This is a genomic window from Romboutsia sp. (assembly GCF_035470145.1).
GTDB lineage: Bacteria > Bacillota > Clostridia > Peptostreptococcales > Peptostreptococcaceae > Romboutsia_D.
Window position 1 is genome coordinate 1 of record NZ_DATIRC010000254.1, and the last position, 7,443, is coordinate 7,443.

A 7,443-nucleotide genomic window follows, 5' to 3' on the forward strand; every position below is an offset into this window, starting at 1 on the left:
AAGATGATTGTGTGATTGTAAATAGAGCTTTTGAAGATGGTTATCAAGTTATAAAAGCAAAGATGCCACTTCTTGTAACTACTTTAAAAGAAATGAATAATCCTAGATACATGAGAGTTTCTGAAATATATGATTGCTTTGAAGAAGATAAGATAGAAACTTGGAATTTAAAAGATATAGAAGTTTGTTTAGATGATATAGGTCTTAAAGGTTCTCCTACAAAGGTTAAAAAGTCTTTTACTAAAGGGGTTAAAACTGCTGGCAAGCTTCATGAGGTAGATGAAAAACAAGGAGCATCTATAATAGTAAATGCTCTTAAAGAAAAGTTTATAATAACTAACGAATAGTATAAGGAGGGGAAAATAATGAGTGTAATGGTTTTTATAGAACAAAGAAATGCTGTTATTCAAAATGTTTCTTTGGAGTTATTAGGAAAAGGAAAAGAATTAGCAAACAAGTTAGATGATAAATTAAGTGCAGTTTTATTAGGATATAATGTCAAGCCTTTATGTGATGAACTTATACATTGTGGAGCAGATGAAGTAATTTGTGTAGATGATGAAAATTTAGATATGTATATAACAAATACTTATACTAAAGCACTTTGTGAAGTTATAAATAAAAAAGACCCTCAAATAGTGTTAATTGGTGCAACTACAATAGGTAGAGATTTAGCACCAAGAGTTAGTGCTAGTGTACACACAGGACTTACAGCAGATTGTACTAGTCTTGAAATAGATGAAGAAACTAAAGGTTTACTTATGACTAGACCAGCATTTGGTGGAAATATAATGGCTACTATAGTATGTCCAGATCATAGGCCACAAATGAGTACTGTAAGACCTGGGGTTATGCAAAAACTAGAAAAGAATACTTCTTTAACTGGTGAAATAGAAGACTTCAAGGTAATGTTTGAAGAAAGTGATAAAAATGTAGAAGTACTAAAATATATAAGTGAAAATATAAAGAAAGTTAATATAGAAGATGCAAAAATACTAATATCAGCAGGACGTGGGATAGGTTCTAAGGAAAATATGGATGCATTATATGAATTAGCAGATTTATTAGGTGCTGAAGTAAGTTCATCTCGTGCTGTTGTTGATGCTGGATGGGTAGATAAGGCAAGACAAGTAGGTCAAACTGGTAAAACTGTAAGACCAGATCTTTACCTTGCTTGTGGTATATCTGGTGCTATACAACATTTAGCTGGAATGGAAGAATCTGAATTTATAGTTGCTATAAATAAAAATGCAGAAGCTCCAATATTTGAAGTAGCAGATGTTGGAATAGTTGGGGATGTAAATAAGGTTGTTAGAAACTTAATTGAAGAATTAAAAAATAAGTAAAAATTCGCTTTGCTCAAGCGACATGTCGGCGAATTACTTCGCTTAATAAAATATATATAAGGGGGATTTAAAATGAAAGCTATGATAAGAGTTAGAATGGGAAGTCATGATGCTCATTATGGTGGGGATTTAGTAGATGGTGCTAAAATGCTTCAATTATTTGGGGATGTTGCTACTGAGTTATTAATAAAACATGATGGAGATGAAGGATTATTTAAAGCTTATGATGATATAGAATTTTTAGCTCCTGTTTATGCAGGTGATTATATAGAAGCAGTTGGTGAAATAGTTGGATTTGGAAATACTTCAAGAAAAATGGTATTTGAAGCTAGAAAGGTTATAGTACCAAGAACAGATATAAATGAATCAGCAGCAGAAATTTTATTGGATCCAATAGTAGTATGTAAAGCTAGCGGAACTTGTGTAGTACCTAAGGATAAGCAAAGATTATAAAATTCGCTTCGCTTGAGCGACGTGTCGGCGAATTACTTCATATCGCCAACGGCCTAGAAAGCAGGCCTGTTGATCAAATTTATGTGAGTTGAATGAAATGGAGGGTTTAATATGGATAAGCTAATAATAACTGCTGCAATATGCGGTGCAGAGGTAACTAAAGAACATAATCCTAATGTACCATATACAGTAGAAGAAATAGTAAGAGAAGCAAAATCAGCATATGATGCAGGAGCATCAATAATACATCTTCATGTAAGAAGTGATGATGGTACTCCTACTCAAGATATAAATAGATTTAAAGAATGTATGGAGGCTATAAAAATAGCTTGTCCAGATGTTATAGTTCAACCTTCAACTGGTGGAGCTGTAGGAATGAGCAATGATGAAAGAATACAGCCAGTAAATTTAAGTCCTGAAATGGCAACTTTAGATTGTGGAACTTGTAACTTTGGTGGAGATGATATATTTGTAAATACTGAAAACACCATAAAAGAGTTTGGTAAGAAAATGATAGAACAAAATGTTAAGCCAGAGATAGAAGTATTTGATAAAGGCATGGTAGATATGGCTTTAAGATTAAATAAAAAAGGATTTATAAAAGATAATATGCACTTTAACTTTGTAATGGGAGTTAATGGTGGTATAAGTGCTACTTATAGGGATTTAATATTTATGAAAGAAAGTATACCAGGGGATGCTACTTTTACAGTAAGTGGTATAGGTAAAGCTCAATTTGAAATGGTAGCTTTAAGTATATTATTAGGTGGTCATGTAAGAGTTGGATTTGAAGATAATGTATATATGAAAAAGGGAGTACCAGCAAAATCAAATGGAGAGTTAGTTGAAAAAGTAGTAAGAATAGCTAATGAACTTCAAAGAGAAATAGCTTCACCAATTGAAGCTCGTAGCATATTAGGCCTAGGGGGAAGATAAATGAATAAAGTTGTTTCTTTAGATAAAATAAAAAATCTTTTTAAAGATGATATGACTATTATGATAGGTGGATTTTTAGCATGTGGTACAGGAGAACATCTTATAGATGCACTTGTAGAATCTAAAGTTAAAAATCTAACAATAATAGGAAATGACACTTCATTTGTAGATAAAGGTATAGGAAGACTTATAGTAAACAATCAAGTCAAAAAGGTCATAGCATCTCATATAGGAACAAATCCAGAAACAGGAAGATTAATGAATGAAGGAAAACTAGAAGTTGAATTATCTCCACAAGGAACACTAATAGAGAGAGTAAGAGCAGGTGGATTTGGATTAGGTGGAATATTAACTCCTACAGGTGTTGGAACTTTAGTTGAAGAAAACAAAGAAAAAATAACTGTAAACGGAGAAGAATATTTATTAGAACTACCGCTAAGAGCAGATATAGCACTTATAAAAGGTAGTGTAGTAGATGATTTTGGAAATACAATTTATAAAGGAACTACTAAAAATTTTAATCCAATGATGGCCATGGCAAGTGATTTAGTAATAGTAGAAGCACAAACTTTAGTAGATACTGGAAGCTTAAACCAAGATATGATAATGACTCCTGGCGTAGTAGTAGATTACATAGTTAGGGAGGGAAAATAAATGACTATTTCACCAAAAGAAATTATAGCTAAAAGAGTAGCTAAAGAATTTAAAAATAATCAGTTGGTAAACTTAGGAATCGGTCTTCCAACTTTAACTGCAAATTACATAGATAAAGATGTAAAAGTAACTTTCCAATCAGAAAATGGAATGGTTGGCATGGGAAAACTTGCATCTGAAGATGAAATAAATGTAGATGTAACTAATGCAGGTGGTCAATTTGTAACTATAAATGATGAAGGTGTTTTCTTTGATACATCAGTGTCCTTTGGTCTTATAAGAGGAGGTCATGTAGATGTAACTGTACTTGGAGCACTTGAAGTAGATCAACATGGTAATTTAGCAAACTGGATAGTACCAGGAAAAATGGTTCCTGGAATGGGTGGAGCTATGGATTTAGTCGTTGGAGCTAAAAAAGTTATAGTTGCAATGCTTCATACTGTAAAAGGTAAATCTAAAATACTTAAAAATTGTGCTCTTCCATTAACTGCTAAAGGTGTAGTTGATATGATAATAACTGAACTTGCTGTTATGGAAGTAACAAAAGAAGGTTTAGTTGTAAAAGAAATAAGTAAAGATGTAAGTATTGAAGAGTTAAAAGAAATGACAGATGCAGAGCTTATAATATCTGAAAATTTAAAATACATAGAAGTATAAAAATTAATTAGTCCACATAATAAAATTATGTTAACTGATTAATGGTTAACATATTAAAATAATTAAAAATTAAAATAATATTTTATATAAACAAGGGGGATTTTTTTATGAAAGGATGTAAATACGGAACACACAGAGTTATAAATGAAAATGTATTACCACAACCAGCAATTAAGGTTAATAATGATATGAACATTTATGAAAATGAAATATTAATAGATGTTAGTGCTTTAAATATAGATTCTGCTAGTTTTACTCAAATAGAAGAAGAATGTAACCATGATGTAGAAAAAATAAAATCTAGAATAATAGAAATAGTTGAGGAAAAAGGTAAAATGCAAAATCCTGTTACAGGTTCTGGTGGAATGTTAATAGGAACTATTGAAGAAATAGGATCTGAATTAGTAGATAAAACAGATTTAGTTGTTGGAGATAAAATAGCTACATTAGTTTCGTTATCATTAACTCCTTTAAAAATAGATGAAATAATAGATATAAAACCAGATATAGATAGAGTTGAAATAAAAGGAAAAGCTATATTATTTGAAAGTGGAATATACGCAAAATTACCAAAGGATATGGAAGAAAACTTAGCTTTAGCTGCACTTGATGTTGCTGGTGCTCCTGCTCAAACTCAAAAACTAGTTAAAGAAAATGATAGTGTACTTATATTAGGTGCTGCTGGTAAATCTGGAATGTTATGCTGTTATGAAGCTAAGAAAAAAGCAGGTAAAAAAGGTAAAGTTATGGGATTAGTTAGAAGTGATAAACAAGCACAGTTTTTAATAGAAAACAGACTTGTTGATGTAGCTATAGTAGGAGATGCACAAAATCCTAATGAAGTACTTCAAAAAGTATTAAAGGCAAATGATAATGAAGAAATAGACTTATGTATAAACTGTGTAAATGTTCCTAACACAGAAATGAGTTCAATACTTCCTGTTAAAGATGACGGAGTAGTATACTTCTTCTCAATGGCAACTGCATTTACAAAAGCAGCGCTTGGAGCTGAAGGGGTAGGTAAGGATGTAAACATGATAATAGGTAATGGATATACTAAAGGTCATGCTGAGGTTACAATAAATGCTTTAAAAGAAAGTGAAAATTTAAGAAATATATTTAAAAACTTATATGTATAATAGGGGGATAAAAAATATGAATAGAAAAATATTTACGGATGTTAGTCAAGAATTATGGAATGATTGGAAATGGCAAGTTAAAAATAGAATAACAACTGTTGAGGATTTAAAAAAATATATACCTCTTACAGAAAGTGAAGAAGAAGGAATTAAAAAGTGCTTAGAAAACTTAAGAATGAGTATAACTCCATACTATTTATCATTAATGGATCCAGAAAATCCTAATGATCCTGTAAGAAAACAAGCAATTCCAACAGCAAAAGAGTTATCAAGATCAAGTGCAGATCTAGATGATCCGCTTCATGAAGATGGAGATTCTCCAGTACCAGGACTTACTCATAGATATCCAGATAGAGCATTACTTTTAATAACAGATCAATGTGCAATGTATTGTAGACACTGTACTAGAAGAAGATTTGCAGGTCAAAAAGACGATGCACAACCATTAAATCAAATAGATAATGCAATAGAATATATAAGAAACACGCCAGTAATAAGAGATGTATTATTATCAGGTGGAGATGCTCTTTTAATGAGTGATGAAAAATTAGAATACATTATAAGTAAATTAAGAGAAATACCTCATGTTCAAATAATAAGAATAGGAAGTAGAGTTCCTGTAGTTATGCCACAAAGAATAACTGATGATTTAGTTAATATACTTAAAAAGTACCATCCAATTTGGTTAAATACTCACTTTAATCATCCAAATGAAATAACAGAAGAATCAAAAGCAGCATGTGAGAAAATGGCAAATGCAGGTATACCTTTAGGAAATCAAAGCGTTTTACTAAGAGGGGTAAATGACTGCATGCATGTTATGAAAAAATTAGTTAATGATTTAGTAAAAATAAGAGTTAGACCATATTATATATACCAATGTGACTTATCTAATGGAATAGAGCACTTCAGAACTCCAGTATCTAAAGGTATAGAAATAATAGAAGGGCTTAGAGGACATACTTCAGGATATTGTGTTCCAACATTTGTTGTAGATGCACCAGGTGGTGGTGGTAAAACTCCAGTTATGCCAAATTATGTTATATCTCAAAGTCATGACAAAGTAATACTTAGAAACTTTGAAGGGGTTATAACAACTTATACAGAGCCTGCTAGCTACGAACAACAATGTGATTGTGAAGTTTGTAGTGGAGAAAAAACTGTTCATAAAGTAGGTGTAGCAGGACTTTTAAATAATGAAAGAATGGTACTTGAACCAACTGAATTAGATAGAAAGAAAAGAGAATTAATAAATAGTTAGATAAAAGATAATGTAAGTTTTTATTATTAAAAATTTATAAGTTATACTTATCTGCAACAGATAAGTATAACTTCCTTAATATAAAAAGGATTAATAAGGATTAATGTTATGGATATACTAAAAAAAGTATTAAGATATAAAAGTTTATCTATTATAGGGAATTACAAAAATGTTGGAAAAACAACAACACTAAATTACATAATAAAAGAAATATCCAAATGTAATACAACCCTTGGCCTTACATCAATAGGAGTTGATGGAGAAAGCCAAGATATTGTTACTAAAACTAAAAAACCTAGAATTTATGTAAATAAAGGAAGTATAATAGCCACAGCTAAAAGTTGTGTGTTAAATAGTGATATCACTAAAGAAATACTAGAAGTTACAAATATAAATACACCTTTAGGTAGTGTAATTATATTTAGAGCTTTAAGTGATGGATATGTAGAACTAGCAGGACCATCTATAAATAATCAAATTAAATATATATGTGAAAGACTAAAGCAGTCTGGAGCTAAATTAAGCATAGTAGATGGCGCATTATCTAGAAAAACTTTAGGATCACCATCTATTACAGAAGCAACAATCTTTTGCAGTGGAGCTATTTTAAATAAAAATATAAAAAAAGCAGTAGAACAAATTGTTTATGAAGCTAATATGTTAAATACTGATAAGGTATATGATGATGAATTTTCAAAAATTTATGAAGATATTAAAGAACATAAGGTTAGTTTAGTTAATAAGGATTATACGTATAAGAGTCTTAATATAAGTACAACTTTAAATGCACACAAAGAAGTCTATGATGCTATTAATGATAATACTAAGTATATAGTTATCAACGGAACTCTTACAAATAGCTTTATAGAAAATTTGATAAAAAGTGGATATAAGTATAAAAATGTAACTATATTAATTAGTGATAGTACTAAGATCTTTTTAGATAAAGAAATTTATGATAAGTTTATAAAACTTAAAGGATGTATAAAAGCTATAA

General features: G+C 30.3%; 8 protein-coding genes and 1 pseudogene. All 9 read left to right on the forward strand.

Going from position 1 to position 7,443, the window contains the following annotated elements:
• Window positions 1–347: pseudogene (locus VLM92_RS10830) on the forward strand (electron transfer flavoprotein subunit beta); the annotation flags it as partial.
• 18 nt (window positions 348–365) lie between these two features.
• Entirely contained in the window at window positions 366–1,346 is a 981-nt protein-coding gene (locus tag VLM92_RS10835; RefSeq protein ID WP_325276362.1) for an electron transfer flavoprotein subunit alpha/FixB family protein, read from the forward strand.
• A 72-nt stretch (window positions 1,347–1,418) separates the two neighbouring features.
• Window positions 1,419–1,799: a hotdog domain-containing protein gene (locus VLM92_RS10840; protein ID WP_325276363.1), complete on the forward strand. Its 381-nt coding sequence runs from the start codon at window positions 1,419–1,421 to the stop codon at window positions 1,797–1,799.
• Window positions 1,800–1,910: 111 nt separating this feature from the next.
• On the forward strand, window positions 1,911–2,735 hold the full coding sequence (locus VLM92_RS10845; protein WP_325276364.1) for a 3-keto-5-aminohexanoate cleavage protein: 825 nt from the start codon (window positions 1,911–1,913) through the stop codon (window positions 2,733–2,735).
• The gene (atoD, locus tag VLM92_RS10850) at window positions 2,736–3,389 is read left to right on the forward strand and encodes an acetate CoA-transferase subunit alpha (RefSeq protein WP_325276365.1); all 654 of its coding nucleotides are present in this window, start codon (window positions 2,736–2,738) and stop codon (window positions 3,387–3,389) included. It begins immediately after the preceding gene.
• Complete coding sequence (locus VLM92_RS10855; protein WP_325276366.1) at window positions 3,390–4,046, forward strand: 3-oxoacid CoA-transferase subunit B; 657 nt, start codon at window positions 3,390–3,392, stop codon at window positions 4,044–4,046. It abuts the gene before it with no gap.
• Between the two features lie 107 nt (window positions 4,047–4,153).
• Entirely contained in the window at window positions 4,154–5,185 is a 1,032-nt protein-coding gene (locus VLM92_RS10860; RefSeq protein ID WP_325276367.1) for an L-erythro-3,5-diaminohexanoate dehydrogenase, read from the forward strand.
• Window positions 5,186–5,201: 16 nt separating this feature from the next.
• Window positions 5,202–6,446, forward strand: coding sequence for a lysine 2,3-aminomutase (gene ablA, locus VLM92_RS10865; RefSeq protein WP_325276368.1), 1,245 nt, complete (start codon window positions 5,202–5,204; stop codon window positions 6,444–6,446).
• Window positions 6,447–6,554: 108 nt separating this feature from the next.
• The coding region (locus tag VLM92_RS10870; RefSeq protein WP_325276369.1) for a hypothetical protein at window positions 6,555–7,443 on the forward strand (889 nt) is incomplete at its 3' end.